Origin of the sequence: Xanthobacter variabilis, assembly GCF_043831965.2 — a bacterium.
Classification (GTDB): Bacteria; Pseudomonadota; Alphaproteobacteria; order Rhizobiales; family Xanthobacteraceae; genus Xanthobacter.
On the sequence record NZ_CM195533.1, the window covers coordinates 2504777 to 2522561 of the forward strand.

At 66.2% G+C, this 17785-nt stretch carries 11 protein-coding genes and 1 tRNA gene; 2 read left to right on the forward strand and 10 right to left on the reverse strand.

Annotated features, from left to right (window positions below; all coding sequences use genetic code 11):
• Positions 1 to 506: 506 nt before the first annotated feature.
• The 6 genes from V5F26_RS10840 to V5F26_RS10865 form a co-directional block, all read right to left on the reverse strand.
• On the reverse strand, positions 507 to 1115 hold the full coding sequence (locus V5F26_RS10840; RefSeq protein ID WP_234052011.1) for a hypothetical protein: 609 nt from the start codon (positions 1113 to 1115) through the stop codon (positions 507 to 509).
• 349 nt (positions 1116 to 1464) lie between these two features.
• Positions 1465 to 2220 carry a LuxR C-terminal-related transcriptional regulator gene (locus tag V5F26_RS10845; RefSeq protein WP_394945918.1) on the reverse strand — a complete coding sequence of 252 codons (756 nt, stop codon included), beginning with the start codon at positions 2218 to 2220 and terminating at the stop codon, positions 1465 to 1467.
• 436 nt (positions 2221 to 2656) lie between these two features.
• Positions 2657 to 4021: an HlyD family type I secretion periplasmic adaptor subunit gene (locus V5F26_RS10850; protein WP_394057524.1), complete on the reverse strand. Its 1365-nt coding sequence runs from the start codon at positions 4019 to 4021 to the stop codon at positions 2657 to 2659.
• 198 nt (positions 4022 to 4219) lie between these two features.
• Complete coding sequence (locus V5F26_RS10855; protein ID WP_394057526.1) at positions 4220 to 5980, reverse strand: type I secretion system permease/ATPase; 1761 nt, start codon at positions 5978 to 5980, stop codon at positions 4220 to 4222.
• A 35-nt stretch (positions 5981 to 6015) separates the two neighbouring features.
• Positions 6016 to 8988: a beta strand repeat-containing protein gene (locus V5F26_RS10860; protein ID WP_394945920.1), complete on the reverse strand. Its 2973-nt coding sequence runs from the start codon at positions 8986 to 8988 to the stop codon at positions 6016 to 6018.
• Between the two features lie 455 nt (positions 8989 to 9443).
• Positions 9444 to 9752, reverse strand: coding sequence for a hypothetical protein (locus V5F26_RS10865; RefSeq protein WP_394057529.1), 309 nt, complete (start codon positions 9750 to 9752; stop codon positions 9444 to 9446).
• A 592-nt stretch (positions 9753 to 10344) separates the two neighbouring features.
• Between V5F26_RS10865 and V5F26_RS10870 the strand changes: the two genes are divergently transcribed.
• Entirely contained in the window at positions 10345 to 11070 is a 726-nt protein-coding gene (locus V5F26_RS10870) for a hypothetical protein (protein WP_394945921.1), read from the forward strand.
• An 863-nt stretch (positions 11071 to 11933) separates the two neighbouring features.
• Here V5F26_RS10870 and V5F26_RS10875 read toward each other — a convergent pair.
• From V5F26_RS10875 to V5F26_RS10885, 3 genes are all read right to left on the reverse strand, one after another.
• A tRNA-Glu gene (locus tag V5F26_RS10875) sits at positions 11934 to 12008 on the reverse strand.
• A gap of 179 nt (positions 12009 to 12187) precedes the next feature.
• Positions 12188 to 13603 carry a type I glutamate--ammonia ligase gene (gene glnA / locus V5F26_RS10880; RefSeq protein WP_394057551.1) on the reverse strand — a complete coding sequence of 472 codons (1416 nt, stop codon included), beginning with the start codon at positions 13601 to 13603 and terminating at the stop codon, positions 12188 to 12190.
• Positions 13604 to 13653: 50 nt separating this feature from the next.
• Positions 13654 to 13992 (reverse strand): P-II family nitrogen regulator, encoded by a 339-nt coding sequence (locus V5F26_RS10885; RefSeq protein WP_234051970.1) that lies wholly within the window; start codon positions 13990 to 13992, stop codon positions 13654 to 13656.
• Positions 13993 to 14217: 225 nt separating this feature from the next.
• On the opposite strand from V5F26_RS10885, the gene V5F26_RS10890 reads away from it, so the two are divergent.
• Positions 14218 to 15708: an NAD(P)H-hydrate dehydratase gene (locus tag V5F26_RS10890; protein WP_394945922.1), complete on the forward strand. Its 1491-nt coding sequence runs from the start codon at positions 14218 to 14220 to the stop codon at positions 15706 to 15708.
• Between the two features lie 505 nt (positions 15709 to 16213).
• Here V5F26_RS10890 and V5F26_RS10895 read toward each other — a convergent pair.
• Positions 16214 to 17443, reverse strand: coding sequence for a multicopper oxidase family protein (locus V5F26_RS10895; RefSeq protein ID WP_394945923.1), 1230 nt, complete (start codon positions 17441 to 17443; stop codon positions 16214 to 16216).
• Between the last annotated feature and the right edge of the window lie 342 nt (positions 17444 to 17785).

A 17785-nucleotide genomic window follows, 5' to 3' on the forward strand; every position in this document is an offset into this window, starting at 1 on the left:
CCCAGGGTTCCGCAAAGGGCCTCCTTCGCCCGCGCGGCAGAAGCGTGGCGGCGGCAGGCGCCGGACGCGCCACAGATCGGCTTCGGTCTGCTTCTTCAGCCTCACGCCTTGGCGCGTGCCGCCGCGGTCGTCGGGCGGCCCTGTTCCAGCCAGCCCCCCTCCAACCCTCCCTCCCAAACTCCTGCCTCCGGGCTGCCTTTCCTTCGTGCCGCGAATGCAATGCGAGGGATCCGTGGGCGTGCCAGCCGCGCCCATGGCGGCACAGGCGAGGCGGGCTTACCCCCCCCTTTGGGCCGGAGTGATGTGCGCGCCCCGAGAGGCCCTTGGGCAGGCGCCGCCGTGGCCGCGCGCTCTCCTCGGGCTCGGGGTTCCGTTGTCATAGATGGGGTACGGCATCGCGGGAGCGCGAACATGCGCGCGCGGAGGGAGGGCAGGGGCGCCGGGCTCACCTTTGGGCTGTCCATGGCGTTCGCCCCGTTGCTGCGAGCGGGGCGCGGCGGTGCGCATCAGCGCAGGAGGGACAGGCGCCGTGGCTTCTGCATGAAGCGCTGGAGGGCACGAAGGCGCATTTCGGCGCCGGGCCAGCGGAGCTTTCCGGCGTGCCAGCCCACGCAGTGCAGGCCGGGCAGGCCGCGGCTCTCTGTGGAGCCTTTCCCGCGGCCGCGTCGGCGGCCGAACAGGCGGCCCGAGAGGCCCGGGCGTGGGGTGCGGGCGATCAGCGCACCGGGCGGGAAAAACGTGCCGCCGCCCATGATGAACGACAGGGCGTTCATGGCGATCTCTGGAGCGATGCCGGTGTGAATGAAGCCCTGGGCGCCCATGCGCAGCGCGCTGACGGCTTCCTCGTCTTCGCTGCGGTCGGAGATGATCACGAGCGGCGCGCCGGCGTAGTGGGAGAGCAGGCCCCCGATCCACCCCGACACGGTGCGATCATTGATCGACTGACCGCCGAGATTGAGGATGCACAAGGCCCAGGCCTGGCTGGGCTCAGGGGTGAATTCCGGGTTCGCCAGCTCCGATGGATCGAAGGGGCGAAGGGCCACGCCATGGGCTTCGGCCCATTCGTGTAAAAGGCGCTGGGTGCCCTCCCGCCTGAGGCAGAGGATATCTGCCACGAGGACCGACCTGGGCTCCGCTGAGACGAGAATGGACAAGGCGGCACCTGAGCATTGGATCCTCCTCGCAACGGCCTCGAACATCACGCCGGACAGACGGTCTATCGGATCGCACTCTCAAGGCCGAAGAGAGTTATTCAAATCATAGTGAAAGCGAATATATCCAACAATTTGTCCTGATGAATGACTCACCTTATCGGTGTAGTTGGTCCCCATTTTCAGCCAATTATAGAGTATTGCTGCGATGTTCTCCCTTCGGGCTTCGCGGCCTCTGATCTTGGCGCGCCATCCCGTCACGGCTGCCCCGCGCGCCGCCGCACACGGGACGAGCCGCATCGAGGTCGCGGGCCTAGAGCAGCAGCGGGGAAGAGACGGTTTCGGCTGCAAGGCTTGTGCGCGGGGCGGCCTCGCTCGCCGTTCCCTGCTCGATGCCGCAGAGCGCGGCCTGGGTGCGGTTAGAGGCGCCCAGCTTTCGCATGATCTGGCGGACATGCACCTTCACGGTGGACTCGCACATGGCGAGCTCCCGCGCGATGTGCTTGTTGGAGTACCCCTTTTGAAGCAGGCGCAGCACCGAGTTTTGCCGCGCGGTAAGGTTGGAGCAGTAACTGGCATCCTTGCCCCCGCGGGATCGGGACCAGTCGTCGCTCCGGTCCGCTTCATTGGCGCGCAACAACGCATTGGCGGGAAAGTAGACGCCTCCGCCCATGATGAAGCGCAGGGCCTGAAATACCACCGCCGGAGCGATGCGGGAGCAGATGAAGCCGCTTGCGCCCGCCTTGAGCACCTCCACCACCTCGCTCACTTCGTCATTGTCGCAGATGATCACGAGCGGCACCCGCGGCAAGTCCTGGCGCAGCGCTTCCACCCGCGTGCGCAGGCCGGGGCTTGAAAGGGACGCCCCGCCGATGTTGAACACGATGAGTTGTGTGTCGGTTTCTACGATCTCGATCTGGCTGTTCTCCGGCTCGATGGTGTCGAGCTGAAGTTCATCTTCTCCTGCCCAATCCTCCAGAAGCCGCCTGATGCTGGCGCGCCGAAGCGGCAAGTCATCGATCAGCATCAAACACAACCGCCCCTGGGACTTTTCGATACCCGTGTGCATGACGACCTCCGTCTCATTGCTCGCGGATGGTGAAAGGTTGGCGGGGTGCGAACCCGCTCCTGCCACCTGCCCACCCTGTCTTCGTTTGAAAGACCACGCGCGGGACTCCCAAAGTCGCCTCAGGATTTGGAGAGGGGATTACGCATCTCTCCGCTACAAAACTAAAACCCTCAGCTATTCCCGCGTGGCACCAATACTGTTTAGACGCTCTGCAGTCATTGGAAGTAAATCAATGCCGGATGATGCCATTCGAAGGAGGTATCGTTACCCAAGTACGCCGCATACCTCTGGCATCTAACGAATTACGTTTCGGCAGATAAGCCATATGTGACGCACTTTGCGACGAAATACAACCCGAATTTATGTCATCCGGCAAATGGAAGGAATGCTTATATATCTATAGTTTATGGGTATTTGTGGTGAAGTAGAATTATTGTCATACCTCCCTGAAGCTTCGTCTCATGGAATCCCGGATCGGCTCCAAGAGATAGTCAACGAATGTCCGTTCTTGGGTAACGATCAAGACCTCCGCCGGCATGCCCGGCAAAAGCTCGACTACATTCTTAAGTCGCTCTAGTTCGCTTCTATCAACCTGGACGCGTGCCAGGAAGTAGGCCTGGCCGGTGCCTTGGTCGACGAGCCGGTCGGCCGACACGGACTTCACGGTGCCGTCGATGCGCGGCAGGGCGCGTTTGGAAAAGGCGGTGAGGTGGACCTGCGCGGGCAGGCCCTGGTGCACCACATCAATGTCCACCGGCGAAACCCGGGCCTCGATGAGAAGCGGTTCGTCGTCGGGCACGATGTCGAGGATGGCTTCGCCCGGACGGATCACGCCGCTCAGGGTCTTGAAGTGGAGGTTCACGATGGTGCCGCTGATGGGCGCCGTCACCACGGTGCGGGCCAGCACGTCCCGGCTCGCCTGAAGCTGCTGCGTCAGGCTGGCGAGTTCCACGCGCACCTTGTCCATCTGCTCGGAGATGTCGTCGCTGCGCTCGGCCTCGAGGGAAAGGAGTTGGACCTGCGTCTCCCCGATCTCCTGCTTGGCGCGGGCAATCATGCCGAGATATTCGCCCCTGCGGCCTTCAATATCCGCGCGCGTGCGTTCCAGGGCCAGCATTTCGGGCTTGCGAATAAGGGCCTTGGCCAGCAGCACGCGCTTGCCCTCCAGCTCCTCGGCGATCAGTTGCAACTGCACCTGCGCGGCCGCCGCCTGGGCTTCCAGGGCCTTGATCTGCTGCAGGGATTGTTCGATCCGCTGTTGCAGGATCTCGCGCCGGCGTTGCAGCGACACGCGCCGGGTCTCGAATACCACGCGCTGACCGCGAACCACCGATACCAGCTCCTTGCTGGCTCTCGGCCCCACGAGCTCGGGCGGGAACTGAATGTCCGGCAGGTCCGCGAGTTCGGCGCGCAGCCGCGCCTGGGTGGCAAGCAGGGTATAGTATTGCCCGAGCTGGGCATTCATGGTGGATTCCGCCTGCACCCGCTCCAGAACGACCAGGGGCTGTCCGGCCTCCACGCGGTCGCCGTCGCGCACCTTCAGCTCGGAGATGATGCCGCCTTCCAGGTGCTGGATGGTGCGGCGGCTGCCGTCGGGGCTGATGACGCCCGATGCCACAGCGCCGCCGGCAAGGGGGGCCGTGAGACCCCACAGCAGGAAGCCGCCGAGAAAGAAGAAAATCAACAGCACGCCGAGGATGGTGGGGGCGTGCAGCGCATGGTGCAGGGCGCCGTCGGCGCCGGGTGGGGGCGAGGATTTCCCGCGCTTTGGCTCGTCGAGCACGGTCAGGGACTGGGCCATTGGATGTCTCCCTTGGGCCACTTCGAGCGAGGCGCATGTCGGCTCGCCTGAAGGGAATGGATGTGCACAAATCATCGGAACGGCGGGCGCGGGTCCGGCTTCCGGCGTCACGATGGGGTGGCGTCGGGGGCGTTGCGGCTGTCGTTCACTGCTTGCGCGGGGCGCGTGCCGGGTCGCGGCCGGGCACGCGTCCGGATCTCAGGATGCCGGGGTCGCTGCGGCGGCTCCGTCCGCCGGGGCGATGCGTTCGGAGGGGGCCGGGCCGGAGGCCACGAACCGGAGGCGCTTCAGCACCTCGTCGCGGGGCCCGAAGGCCTCCACGCGCCCGTCCCGCAGCAGCAGGATCTTGTCCGCCTGCACGATGGTGGAGGGGCGGTGGCCGACGATGAGCAAAGTGGAGCCGCGCCGCTTCATTTCCTCGATGGCGGCCGAGAGCGCGGCCTCGCCCTGCTGGTCGAGGTTGGCATTCGGCTCGTCGAGCACGATGAGCGGCGGCACGCCGTAGACCGCGCGGGCCAGGCCGATGCGCTGACGCTGGCCGCCGGAGAGCCGATGCCCGCCATCGCCCACCGCCGTGTCATAGCCGTTAGGCAGGCGCTGGATCATCTCATGGGCATGGGCCAGCATGGCCGCCTCGATGACGGTATGCTCGTCGCCACCCTTCATGCGGGCGATGTTCTCGCGCACGGTGCCGGGGAACAGCTCGGTGTCCTGCGGCAGGTAGCCGAGGTGGCGGCCCAGCTGCTCGGGGTCCCAATGGGCGAGGTCGGAGCCGTCGAGGCGCACCTCGCCGCTGGATGGCCGCGCCACGCCCACCAGGAGCCGGCACAGGGTGCTCTTGCCGCTGGCGGAAGGCCCGATGATGGCGATCGCCTCGCCGGGCTTGGCCTGGAAGGACACCTGGTGCAGCACCGGGCGCCCGCCCGGCGGTGTGTAGGTGACGGCATTGGCCGAGATGATGCCCGTGGGCGTGGGCAGCGCGAGCCGCCGGCGCTCATGGGGGGCCACCTGGAGGCGGCTCTTCAGGCGGTGGTACGCCACGCGGGCGACCGTGAAGTTCCGCCAGGTGCTCATGGCCAGCTCGACCGGCGCCAGCGCCCGGCCCAGCAGGATGGAGCAGGCGATCATGGCGCCGCCGGAGAGCTCGCCCTTCAGCACCAGATAGGCGCCGAGGCCGAGCGCGGCGGACTGCATGAACAGCCGCGCGAACTTGGTGATGCCGATGATGAGGCCGGCCCGCTCGCCCGCCGCCTGGGCGGCGCTGACGCTGGCATCATTGGCGGCGCGCCAGCGCTCGATCAGGTCCGGTAGCATGCCCATGGCGCGCACCACCTCGGCATTGCGGATCACCGTTTCCGCCTGGAGGGTGGCGCTGATCTGCGCCTGGCTCGCCGCCGCCGTGGCGCCGCGGGTGGTGGCTTCGTTCAGCAGGCCGAGGGCCAGCAGGATGAAGGCCGACGACACCGCCAGGATGCCCAGGGCCGGATGCAGGATCCAGATGAGCCCCAGGAACACCGGCGACCAGGGCGCATCGAAGAACACGCTCAGGCCCGGAGAGGCGACGAAGGACTGGATCTGGGCGATATCCCGCAGCGGCTGCGCGCCCGAGGCGTCGCCCAGCAGGCGTGCGCGGACGCAGTGGGCAAGGTAGACCGGCCCCAGACGATCGGAGAGCCAGGAGCTCATGCGTACCGCGAGCACGGCCCGCAGGGCATCGAGCAGCCCCAGCAGCAGCATCGCCGCCGCCGTCATGATGGTCAGCAGCACCAAGGTGTTGATGCTGCCGGTGACCATCACGCGGTCGTAGATCTGCAGCATGTAGATGGGCGAGGCCAGCATCAGCAGATTGATGGCCAGGCTGAAGAGCAGGAGGGTGCCGGCTGAGCGCCGGCACTGCTCCATGGCGAAGTCGAGCTCCGTCCCGCGCCCACCGGGCGCCTTGCGATCCCGTCGCGACATGACCCCTCTCCTCCCTCGTGCGCGCGTTGCCGGTGTCAGGCGATCAGGTTCGCGTCCACGAACAGGTCGTGCTGGATGAAGTAGGTGGCCGCCGCCTGCGCGGAGGCGACATCGGCGGTCGTGCCCACCACCACGTAGGTGGTATGGGTGGAGCCCACGAGCGACACCGCCACCAGCGATCCCGAGACCACCGTCAGGCCTGGCGACTGGGTGAGGCTGTTCACGTAGACATCCTCGCCCGTCTGGTAATCGACGATGAGGTTGGTTCCACCCAGGATCTTGAAGGTATCGACGCCGGCGGTGCCGCCGTCGGAGATGCCGTCTCCATAGATGGTGTTGGAGCCGGTGCCGGTGGCCACCATCACGTCCGCGCCGGAGCCGCCGCGCATATTGTCGTTGCCCGAGCCGGAAACGATGGTGTTGCTCGCGGTGCTGCCGTAGAGCGTGTCGGAATAATTGGAGCCGATGATGTTCTCGATGGTGTTGAGCACATCACCCGCCGCATCGCCGCCACTGCCGGTGGTCGCCGCCGCCGGGTTGGCCGTGAGCTGAAGGGCCACGGCCGCCGAGGAGGTGGAATAATCCACCGTGTCGATGCCATCGCCGCCAATCAAGGTGTCGGCTCCGGCGCCGCCGCGCAGCAGGTCGTTGCCCGCCCCGCCATCCAGCCGGTTCACGCCATCGCTGCCGATCAGCGTGTCATTGTAGGAAGAGCCCGTCAGGTTCTCGATGCCGGTGAGCTGGTCGCCCTGGGCATCGTTGCCGGTGCCCACCGTGGTGCCGGTGGAGCTGAGCGCCACATAGACGCCGCCAGCGGAGGTGGAATAGCTCGCCGTGTCGATGCCGTCGCCGCCGATGAGCACGTCGGCGCCCGCCCCGCCGCGCAGGGTGTCGTTGCCGGCGCCGCCCTCCAGGCGGTTGTTCTCCGTGCTGCCCACGAGGGTATCGTTGTAGGCGGAGCCGATGAGGTTCTCGATCTGGCTGAGCTGGTCGCCCTGGGCATCGCCGCCGGCGCCGGTGGTGACGATGTTGGGGTCGTCGCTGGCAAAGAGCGCGACGCCCACGGCGCTGGACGAGGTGGAATAATCCGCCGTATCGATGCCATCGCCGCCGATGAGCCGGTCGGCATCGGCCCCGCCGCGCAACAGGTCGTCACCCGCGCCGCCCTCGAGCCGGTTGGCGCCGGCCCCGCCGACGAGCACGTCGCCATAGGCCGAGCCGATGAGGTTCTCGATGCCCGTGAGCTGGTCGCCCTCCGCATCGCCGCCGATGCCGATGGTGGTGGCGAGGGCATCGAGGGTCACAGTGACCCCGGCGCTGGAGGAGGAGTATTCCGCGGTATCGCTGCCGGCATTGCCGATGAGGATGTCAGCCCCCGCGCCACCCATGAAGGTGTCGGCGCCCTCGCTGCCGATGAAGGTGTCATCGAAGGCGCTGCCGATCAGCCGCTCGATGAGAATGAGGACGTCACCCTCGGCATCGCCGCCAAGGCCGGTGCCCGCTGCGGTGGGGTCGGCCGCAGTGGCGTTGAGCTGGATGGTGACGGCGGCATCGGAGGTGGAATAGTCCGCCGTGTCGAACCCGCTCTGGCCCACCAGGGTGTCCGCGCCCTTGCCGCCGGTGAGGGTGTTGTTGTTGGAGTCACCCACCAGCACGTCGTCGGACGCCGAGCCGATGATGTTCTCGATGGAATTGAAGGTGTCGCCGGCGGCCGCGCCGGACGTGGCGTTGGCGCCCAGATCGACGCCGACGGCGCCGCCCGCCGAGTAATCGGCGGTGTCGTTGCCGTCGCCGCCATCCAGCAGGTCCGCTCCCACGCCGCCGTCGAGCTTGTCGTCTCCCGCGCCGCCGTGGAGTTCATCGTCGCCGGCGCCGGCGAGCAGGTAGTCGTTGCCGTCGTCGCCGTTGAGCACGTCGTTGCCGTCGCCGCCGTTCAGGTCATCGTCACCGTCGCCGCCGGAGAGGATGTCGTCTCCGCTCGAGGCGTTCAGCATGTCGTTGCCGGCGCCGCCAATCAGCGTGTCGTTGCCGAAGCCCGCGAGCAACTGGTCGTCGCCATCGCCACCATCCAGCAGGTCGTCGCCGTCACCGCTGCTGAGCAGGTCCGCGCCCATGCCGCCATAGAGCTTGTCGTTGCCGAAGCCGCCGAGCAGCGTGTCGTTACCGCCGCCGCCATAGATCTGGTCGTCGCCGAAGCCGCCGTCGATGGTGTCGTTGCCGCCCTCGGCGGTAGTGTTCACGCCATCGGGGATGCCATCGCCGTCATCGTCATCGGGCACGCCGTTGCCGTCCGCGTCGACGATGGCGTCGCCGATGAGGATGTCGTTGCCGTCATTGCCGCGCAGCACGTCGTTGCCCTGCAGGCCGATGAGCGTGTTGTCGAGGCTGTTGCCCGAGAGAATGTCGTTATAGGCGGAGCCGATGACGTTCTCGACGCGGATGATGGTATCGCCGGTCGCATCTCCGCCGACGCCGCGCGCGCTCTTGGTGGGATCGAGGCTGAGCGTGATGCTGACGTAGGAGGCGGAGGTGGAGTAATCCACCGTATCGATGCCATCGCCACCGTCGAGGGTATCGCTGCCGGCACCACCCCGGAGCAGGTCGTTGCCGGCCCCGCCATAGAGCTTGTCGGTGCCCGCGCCGCCGTCGAGGATATCATCGGTCGCGGCCGCGGTGAGGGTGTCGTTGCCGGCCCCGCCGTCCAGATAGTCGTTCCCCGTGCTGCTCGCGAGCACCGAGATCGTATCATTGCCGCCAAGGCCCTGAATCTTGAAGCTGCCCGAGGCCGTGAGCTGGTAGGTGTCCGCTGACGCCGTCAGCGAGATCAGCTGGTAGGTCGGGACCACCGTGGCCGTCGTGACGGAGAAGGCGCTGATGGTCGCGGCAACGCTCATGCCGTCCAGCAGGGCTGTGTTCTCCGTGGACGAAGTCGTGGTGCTGGTGGGGGTGGTCGAGGAGGACGATGCCGTGGACGTCTTCAGCGCGGCGGACGTGGAGCTCGTGTCCACCGTGGACGTCGTAGCCGATGATCCGAATACCACTCGTGAAATTCGTATAGCTTTCGGCATCTCTCACTCTCCTGTTTTCCGATCCATTGTTCGGATGGAGTGGGAGAAACCTTAAATGCCGTGCCCTACGCCAAACAACAGTCCACATGGGGCGGCCACCGTTTAGGCGGGTGGGGTGTAGAGATCTAATACTTAGGGGCGCTGACCTAGCGCAAACGCATGCGAAATTATGCGAGTATATTGCAATGCAATATTGTTGGTGGTGCCATCGTGACTGTGCATCTTCATATGCGAATGGCATGATGTTGAGCGCGGTAGGCGGGTGGTCGCTTGCTGGTGCGCTGGATGCACCGTGGATGTTGCATGCGGCAAAATAAAAAAAGAGCCCTGGTTGCGGCGGCACCAGGGCTCTCAGGCAACTGGAAACAGAGTCCGTTGCCGCTTCAGTGCGGCATTCAGGCGACCGCGGAGTAGCCCGAAAGGGCGATGCTGGAGTAGTCGTCCGTGGTCACCACGGCGAGGTTCACCTCGGTGGCGCTGTCGTCGCCGACGGCCTGCACGTCGACATTGAAGCCGGCGAAGTTGCCGGAGATGTCGATGCACATGTCGAAGTTCACCGACGGGTCGAAGCTGCTGTCGTAATTGGTGTCGGTGGTGAAGTTGAGGTCGACCGAGGACGTGAAGTCATAGTTGACGTCCAGGTTCCAGTTGAAGTCGGTGGCTCCATCGCCGCAGGGATCGCAGTGCCAGGGATCGTAGGACATGTTCGTCTCCATTGCGAAGATGCCGGCTATCTCGCCGACACCGAGAAAGTAGATTTTCAGTTCTCTCGGGTCAAAAGAGCAACAGGATGACTAAACCAAGGGGGTATATTGCATAGCAGTCCGCTGCCGTATGGATATGGTGGTGGTATGGCGCTGGAGCGGCGATGTGCATGGGGGTATCTCTTGCCTGCATGTGATTGTACTTGTCTCGCGGCGCGCCTGCGGAGTGCCTCGCGTGCGGCTGGGCAGGGGTGGGTGATGGTGTGCCAGGGCGCTGCCTTGAGCGAAGCGGATGCCAGCTTGCGTGAACACAGGGCGCCGATTCATGGAGCGGGCATGTTTCGTCGAAGTTGTGAAAAGGGGAGATGAACCCGCCCTCCGAGGCATGTCCTTTTGGGGGGCGGCTTCGCGGAGGATCGCGCAGCGGTAGCATGCCTCGCCGGTGATGTGCATAAGGCGTAAGCTACAAAATAAGCTTATCTCCTACCGCGTTCGGCTTCGGACTGCTCCTTGGGATAGTAAAGCCTAATCCCCAATTTCCTTCGACAGTGCCTTCGCTACACTGTTTGCGGCTCTATAGCGAGAGACTGCCATGTCAACCGCATATGCTTCGACTTTCAGCCTGAATCTGTCGGTCGCACAGACCGAGACCGTGGCGGACAGCGAAACAACATCGCTCGACACGACATCTCTGTCGCTCGATGTCAATGCTGAGGCGTCGCCCTCTACCTCAGGGGAGAGCATGGCCATCACCCTGGGTGGTGATGCCATCGCCATCGGGGAGGACACTCTGGCCACCGCGCAGGTGGATGTGAGCCTCTCCGGTGACGCGGATATGCAGACGGCCTACGCTTTCGGTGAATTTACCGCCTGGGGCTCTGGCGACGCCTCCAGCTATGCCGCTGCCACGAGCTATGTCGATTTTACCGGTGATGCCGATTACACGTTTGATCTGAATTATACTGCCGTGACCACCAGCTTTGATGGCTCCTCGTCCGAATGGTCCGCCTCAGCTCTCACGGAGGTGTTCGCCCTGGACATCGACGGCATCCCGACCGGAGAGATCGACAGCACTCCCCTGACCGCTGACACGTCGACGGACGCCGACCCGGTTGTGGATATGACGGCAGTGACGCCGGACTGCGGCTGTGGAAATGACGACGGCTGGGACATGACGGTCGACGGCAACCTGGCGCTCTTCGATGTCACGGCAACGGCGGTTGGCGACGATAGCTTTACCCAGGTCGATTTCTCCGCGTTGACCGTAGAGGACCAGCTTTCAACCGTGTCGGTGGTGGTGACGGCTGCAATCGGTTAGGTCCAGCGCCACACGTTGCGCTGTATGATGGTGCGGCTCCGTCGCGCAGGCTGGCCACGATCTGCGTCGGCTGAGCGATCTGCGCCGTCGGCGGCATCGTGTCTCCGGTCCGGCTACGTCCTCTTGCCCACACGACACCGCCGACACGACCAGGGCGGCCGCTGCCCAATCCGATCGGGAGCGGCAGACTTCACGAAACCAGGTGGCAAAGCTCGGCGCCGATCCAGGGTGAATGCTCCGTGCCGATTGACTGCTGATCGGCCGGACCGAGGCCCTCTTGGGGATCATCCCAGCATGAAGGCATGTACGCCGGGGCTTTCGGGGTTGGCATTGCCGTTCTGGCGGACGTGCGCGGGTACGCGTAGCGGTCGCGTTGGGGTGGGCCGTGCGGTTCGACACAGCCCCTTGGGCATCCGCACGATGTGCCGCTGTGTTGGGCAGGGAGGGTGCTGCGGTGGCTCGGGCTCGCCAATCCGAGCGAACCTTCGGTAGCGGACAGCGAGGCGGATGCGCCGCACGGGTGGCCAGGCGGCGGTGGCATCGCGGGCATTTGTGCTGCTTGCATCTTGCTGGGCAGCGAAGCGCTGCGCGGGATCGTCACTACGAGAGGTTCGTGCGGCGGAGGGGCGGTGTCTGAAGCTGCTCACGCGCCTGGCCGGTTGTCCGGACGAGTGGGGCCTGCCAGCCGTTTTGCGGGGGGCGCTTTCCTGCTGCGTTGCTGCGTCTCAGCTACGCCAGATGGCGTGGAAAGCACGACGCGCCGTCGGCTTTTCACCGCTCAGAGCGTTTATCGACCTTCACAGGATGAGAAACTATCTGCATACCGCGAATATGGCGGTTCTGATTTGATCCGCAGACATGCCTGGCGCGCCCTAGGAGAATCGAACTCCTCTCTCCACCGTGAAAGGGTGGCGTCCTAACCGATAGACGAAGGGCGCTCAGGCGAGGGTCCTTATAGGGGGCGGATTCGGGTTCGGCAAGCGCCTTGGGGGAGTTTTCCAAAGGCCCTTTGTCGGCTCCAGGCAAAGAAAAGGGGCGCCTCCCAAGGGGCGCCCCAGTCGCAGAAAACGTGCCGATGAGAGGGAGGCGCGACGCAGGCGCCGAGCCTCCCGATTCATCACACCGAGTAGTACATCTCGAATTCGACCGGGTGAGGGGTCATCTCGAACCGGTGCACTTCCTGCATCTTGAGTTCGATGTAGGACTCGATGAAGTCCTTCTGGAACACATCGCCCTTCAGCAGGAACTCGTGGTCGGCCTCGAGCGAGGCGAGAGCCTCACGCAGCGAGCCGCACACGGTCGGGATCTGCTTCAGCTCGGCCGGGGGCAGGTCGTAGAGATCCTTGTCCATGGCCTGGCCGGGGTCGATGCGGTTCAGGATGCCGTCCATGCCGGCCATGAACAGCGCGGCGAAGGCGAGGTAGGGGTTCGCGCCCGGATCGGGGAAGCGGACCTCGACGCGCTTGGCCTTCGGGTTGTTGGTGTAGGGGATGCGGCAGGACGCCGAGCGGTTACGCGCGGAGTAAGCCAGCAGCACCGGCGCCTCGAAGCCCGGGACCAGACGCTTGTAGGAGTTGGTCAGCGGGTTGGTGAAGGCGTTGATGGCCTTGGCGTGCTTGATGATGCCGCCGATGTACCACAGGCAGTACTCGGACAGGTCAGCATACTTGTCGCCGGCGAACAGGGGCTTGCCGTCCTTCCAGATGGACTGGTGGACGTGCATGCCCGAGCCGTTGTCGCCATAGACCGGCTTCGGCATGAAGGTCGCGGTCTTGCCATAGATGTTGGCAACCTGGTGGATGCAGTACTTGTAGACCTGCAGCTGGTCGCCCATGGTCACCAGGGTGTTGAACTTCATGCCCAGCTCGTGCTGAGCGGAAGCCACCTCGTGGTGGTGCTTCTCGACGGTCACGCCCATCTTGGCCATGGCGGCGAGCATCTCGGAGCGCATGTCCTGGGCGCTGTCGATCGGGGGCACCGGGAAGTAGCCGCCCTTGGTGCGGACGCGGTGGCCGAGGTTGCCGCCCTCATATTCGGTGTCGGCGTTGGTCGGCAGCTCGACGGAGTCAAGCTTGAAGCCCGTGTTGTACGGGTCGGCCTTGAAGCGCACGTCGTCGAAAATGAAGAACTCGGCCTCGGGGCCGAAGAACACGGTGTCGCCGATGCCGGTGGACTTGGCGTAAGCCTCGGCCTTCTTGGCGATGGAGCGCGGGTCGCGGCCGTAGGGCTGGCCGGTGGTCGGCTCCAGCACGTCGCAGACCATGGAGAGCGTGGTCTCCGAGAAGAAGGGGTCGATGTAGCCCGTGCTCAGGTCCGGCATGAGCAGCATGTCGGACTCGTTGATGGCCTTCCAACCGGCGATGGAGGAGCCGTCGAAGGCGGTGCCCTCGGTCAGGAATTCCTCATCCACCATGCAGATGTCGAAGGTGACGTGCTGCCACTTGCCGCGCGGGTCCGTGAAGCGCAGGTCGACGTACTTCACGTCCTCGGCTTTGATCTTCTCGAGGACGTCCTTGGCCGTCATGGTCGTCATGTGGATGTCTACCTTTCTGCGAAAAACTTGGTGGCACCTTGGGGGGGGCGTCAGATGGCATCGAGGCCGGACTCGCCGGTGCGGATGCGGATCGCTTCCTCGACCGGAGATACGAATATCTTGCCGTCTCCAATCCGTCCCGTCTGGGCGGCGCGACGAATCGCGTCAACGGCCTTGTCCACCATCTCGTCGGCGAGCACGATCTCGATCTTCACCTTAGGGAGGAAGTCCACCACGTACTCGGCACCGCGATAAAGCTCCGTGTGGCCCTTCTGGCGCCCAAAGCCCTTCGCCTCGGTGACGGTGATGCCCTGCAGGCCCACGTCCTGCAGCGCCTCTTTCACCTCATCGAGCTTGAAGGGCTTTATGATTGCCTCGATCTTCTTCATGCGCTCCGTCTCCCCGTGGCCCGACCCGCCGCCGCATGGTCGAGCCGGCGACAGTTAAGCAGGATGTGTGCCATACGTCCGGCCACGGTTGGATGCCATCGAAAGCCGGCGAATGGGAGTCTAAATGAGTAACAAGTAATCACTATGACCAAGAAATGGGCGGCAGATGCCCTCGGGGCCAGCTGCGGGTGTGCACGAACTAGGCATAGCGGAGAGGATACCGGAGTGGATGCGCTTCTCGACCCCCAGGAAATGAGTCGGGCGGACCGCGGCGCCGTCGAAATGGGCGTTCCTTCGCTGGATCTGATGGAAAAGGCGGGCCGTGCGGTGGCCGATGTGGTCGCGCGCTGGCCGCAGTCCACGCGGGTGACGGTTCTGTGCGGCCCCGGCAATAATGGCGGCGACGGCTTCGTGGCGGCCCGCGTGCTGGTGCAGCGCGGCTTTCGGGTGCGGCTGGCCCTGCTGGGCGATCGCGTCCGACTTGCGGGCGATGCCGCGGCCATGGCCGCCTTGTGGACGGGGCCCGTGGAGGCTGCGGACGCGGCGGCGGTGGATGAGGCGGATCTGCTCGTCGATGCCCTGTTCGGGGCCGGCCTGGCGCGCGATCTCGACGGGGCAGCGCGGGCGCTGGTGGAGCGCATGGCGGCCTCGGGGCGGCCGATCGTGGCGGTTGACCTGCCCTCGGGCCTGGATGGCGCCACGGGGCAGGTGCGGGGAGCCGTGGCCCCGGCCCTGGAGACGGTGACCTTCTTCCGCCGCAAGCCCGGCCATCTGCTCGAGCCGGGCCGCAGCCTGTGCGGTCGCGTGCGGGTTGCTGACATCGGTATTCCCGACGCCGTGCTGGACATGGTGAAGCCACTGGCGGCGGTGAACAATCCGGCGCTGTGGCGCGGGCTTTTCCCGGTGCCGCGGCGCAACGGGCACAAATATGATCGCGGCCACGCGGTGGTGGTGAGCGGCGGGGCCTGGACCTCGGGTGCGGCACGGCTTTCGGCCCGCGGCGCCTTGAGGGCCGGTGCCGGGCTCGTCACGGTGGCCTGTCCGGCGCTCGCTCTGCCGCTTCATGCGGGGTCTTATGCGGCCATCATGGCGCGTCCCCTGGAGCGGCCGACCGATCTGGCGGCGCTGCTGGCCGATGCGCGGCTCCACTCGGTATTGCTCGGGCCGGGCCTGGGGGTGGGGGCCACCACGCGGGAATTGGTGGCCCTGGCGGCGCCGGGCCGGCGGCTGGTGCTCGATGCCGACGCGCTGACCTCTCACGCGGGGGATGCTGCGGCTGTGGCGGACCTTGCCCGGCAGGCCGAAGCCCTTGTGATTACCCCCCATGACGGGGAGTTCGCGCGCCTGTTCCAAGGCGTGGCGGACGTGCTGGACGCGCCGGGCAAGATGGAGCGGGCCCGCGCAGCGGCGCGCCATCTCGGGTGCGTAGTGATTCTGAAGGGGGCGGACACGGTCGTGGCCGCGCCTGACGGTCGGGCCGCCATTGCGGAGAACGCGCCGCCCTGGCTGGCGACGGCGGGGGCAGGGGATGTGCTGGCCGGCTTTGTCCTGGGCCTGCTGTCGCAGGGCATGCCCGCATATGAGGCTGCCGCGGCCGCCGTGTGGGTGCATGGTGAGGCCGCGTGTGTGGGCGGGCCGGGGCTCGTCGCGGATGATCTGCCGGAAGCGCTGCGCACGGTGTACGGACGGCTTTTCGAGGCGCTGGGCGCCGAGTGACGGTGTGCGCTGCGGCGCACACGGGCAGGAGGGACCCTGCGCAGGATGTGGAGCGCGTTCTCCCCAGGGCGTTTCCGGGGCCGTTGGGCGCGGGTTTGCGGGAAGGAAAAAGCGCCCCGGTGAAACGACAGGCTGCTTCGGCGTTGCCATGAAACACTGGCGCGCCTTGCCCGGCGAAAGGCGCGCCGCCCGTGGGGCCGATGGGGCCGCGTCCGGAATTGATGTACACTTCGCGCCGGATCTTCGGGGGAGAGGTGGCTGCGCGGCCGCTTGGGCCTTGAAGCGTGGGTCTTCCGAAACGTCGCGCCTCAGGCCGGGCTGAGGGGGGTCGGGGCGGCGTCAATGCCGCGGCCGCCCGCATTCCCTCGCGTCGCCGACGAGCGGACAGTGCCGCATGGATCGAAAGCGCGCCCCCGTGCGCTCGGGCGCGGGGACAGGCTGTCTTGATGCGGGGCTCGGCGAGGGGCCCCTTGGCGGGGCTTGAGCCCTCGTCGCGCGCGGCCGCTCAGGCCGTGACCTGATAAGTCTGCGCCGCCACCAACGCGCCATCGCCGCCGCGCTGGGCAACGACGGACCACTTTCCGGGTGTTTCGGCCTTGAAGGCCACCCGCGCGGTGCCCTTGGCGGGCACGGGCACGGTGTCGTGCCACCAGGGGCTCCAGCCGTCATACTTGGCATCGAGAAGGCGCGAGGGGTGGCCATCGATGCGTACCGTGACCGGCGTATCCAGCGGATTTTCCAGCGTCAGCACCACCACGCGCCCCACCTTCACTCTGCCCAGGGAGGGGACGGCTGCGCCCGCTGGGGCCTGATCGAGCCTGAACGTGAAGCGGGCGGCGTCCGCCAGCGGCAGCTCGGCCGGCAGTCCATTGCTGGGCAGGGGGGCGGGCGGCCCGCTGGGCGCCGTGCCGCCGGGCCCCACCGGGGTAACGATGGCCAGCTGGACCGGCTCCTGGCTGTTCTCAATGGACAGAATGGCGGGGTCCGCCCCATCCAATGTCACCGCAAGGTCGATGCGTCCGCCGGGCGCGATCTGCACGCGCGAATCCTTCGGCGCGAAGGGCTCGGCCGGCTGGCCATCCACCGCGATCACATAGGTGGCCGGCGCGCTGACCTTGATTCGCAGGAAAAGAGGCGTCGCATTGACGAGGCGCAGGCGCGTGCGGCCGCTCGCCGGTCCCTGGAAAGTGGGAGAAATGGAGCCATTCACGGGAAACAGCGGAAGGCCGGTTTCCGGTGGGAAGCTCTGGATGAACAGAACGTGGTCCGAATCATAGGCCGGCGCGCCGTCTTCCTCCACCACCAGGGCACCGGCGAGGGCGCGCCGGGCCAGCGCCGGATCGGCGGCATGGTACCAGTAGGTGCCTGCGTCACGCGGGGACAGGCGAATGTCGGAATGGCCCCCGGCCGCCACGGGCTGCGACACATCGGTGCCGCTCGCGGTCCGCACCCCATGCCAGACCAGCGAGAGATTCTGCTGCAGCCCATTGTTCAGGGAAACCGCAAGCTCAGCGCCCTTCTTCACGCGCAGAAGTGGGCCGGGTAGCGCCTGGTTGAACAGGGCGATGGACCCTTGGCCGGCAATCTCCGGCAGGCTGCCTTCCGCTGCGTTCAGCGCAATGGGGCCAGACTGGCCCTGCGCCAGCGCCGGAAGCGACGGCAGCACGAAGGACGAGCAGGAGAGGGCAGCGGCCCCCTTCAAGACGGTACGCCGAGAGAAGGTGTGCGTGCTCACGCGAGGCTCTCCAAAGGGCAATGCCGCGCCCCCGGCGCCCCCTTCGGGCCGGTGCGACGGGCCGCTTGCGGGACCTTCTTACGTCGCGCCCAAAAGGGCAAGCGCCATTGCTTGGCCGCGCCGGGTCCATTGGCATGGCGTGTCGGGGTGCGCGGGGATGGCAGGGCTGCGGCAGCCTTGCGCCGGCGGGGGAGGGCCACCATTTTCTTGCTGCGCCCCGTAAAGAGCATGATATAAGCCGCGACCCGACCGGCGTTCGCGCGCCGGGTCGAGCCTCCCATGGTGCGCCGCCCTCCGGGGCGCGGCAATGGTACGCGGCAACGGTGATTGGCGCATCGGGCG

Coding starts and splice junctions, on each gene's coding strand:
- V5F26_RS10850 (WP_394057524.1), bottom strand. CDS start 4,021: ATGGCCCAGTCCCTGACCGTGCTCGACGAGCCAAAGCGCGGGAAATCC.
- V5F26_RS10855 (WP_394057526.1), bottom strand. CDS start 5,980: ATGTCGCGACGGGATCGCAAGGCGCCCGGTGGGCGCGGGACGGAGCTC.
- V5F26_RS10870 (WP_394945921.1), top strand. CDS start 10,345: ATGTCAACCGCATATGCTTCGACTTTCAGCCTGAATCTGTCGGTCGCA.
- V5F26_RS10865 (WP_394057529.1), bottom strand. CDS start 9,752: ATGTCCTACGATCCCTGGCACTGCGATCCCTGCGGCGATGGAGCCACC.
- V5F26_RS10885 (WP_234051970.1), bottom strand. CDS start 13,992: ATGAAGAAGATCGAGGCAATCATAAAGCCCTTCAAGCTCGATGAGGTG.
- glnA (WP_394057551.1), bottom strand. CDS start 13,603: ATGACGACCATGACGGCCAAGGACGTCCTCGAGAAGATCAAAGCCGAG.
- V5F26_RS10845 (WP_394945918.1), bottom strand. CDS start 2,220: ATGCACACGGGTATCGAAAAGTCCCAGGGGCGGTTGTGTTTGATGCTG.